This is a genomic window from Mycobacterium sp. NGS29, assembly GCF_059812965.1.
The window spans coordinates 1-549 of sequence record NZ_JCALDR010000050.1 but is presented as its reverse complement, the minus strand read 5'-3'; the positions used below and the strand labels follow the sequence as shown (position 1 = coordinate 549).

Sequence of the window (549 nt, the reverse complement as noted above, 5' to 3'; positions counted from 1 at the left end):
CCGACCCTGACCGTAAGTCGCCAGCAACGCCTGCGCCTCGATCGGATCACCCAACGTGGTACCGGTACCGTGACCCTCCACCACATCCACATCAGCAGTCGACAACCCCGCATTGGCCAACGCCGCACGCACCACCCGCTGCTGCGACGGACCATTCGGCGCCGTCAAACCATTCGACGCACCATCCTGATTGACCGCCGAACCCCGCACCACCGCCAACACCGGATGCCCCAACCGCCGCGCATCCGAAAGCCGCTCCACCACGAGCATGGCGCCGCCCTCGGACCATCCGACCCCGTCAGCCGCGCCCGCGTAGGCCTTGCAGCGTCCGTCCGGAGCCAGGCCGCGGTGTCGGCTGAACTCCACGAACACGGTCGGGGTGGCGTTGACGGTCGCGCCGCCGGCCAGGGCCAGATCGCACTCCCCCGACCGCAACGACTGCACCGCCATGTGCAACGCCACCAACGACGACGAACACGCCGTATCCACCGACACCGCCGGACCTTCCAGACCCAGCACATACGACACCCGCCCCGAGGCGACACTGGA

1 protein-coding gene is annotated in these 549 nt (G+C 68.5%); it reads right to left on the bottom strand.

The genetic code is table 11. The features are described from left to right. Window positions 1–549, bottom strand: a 549-nt coding sequence (locus tag AC5Y5Z_RS25550) for a beta-ketoacyl synthase N-terminal-like domain-containing protein (RefSeq protein ID WP_499928293.1), incomplete at both ends; no start/stop codon positions are given.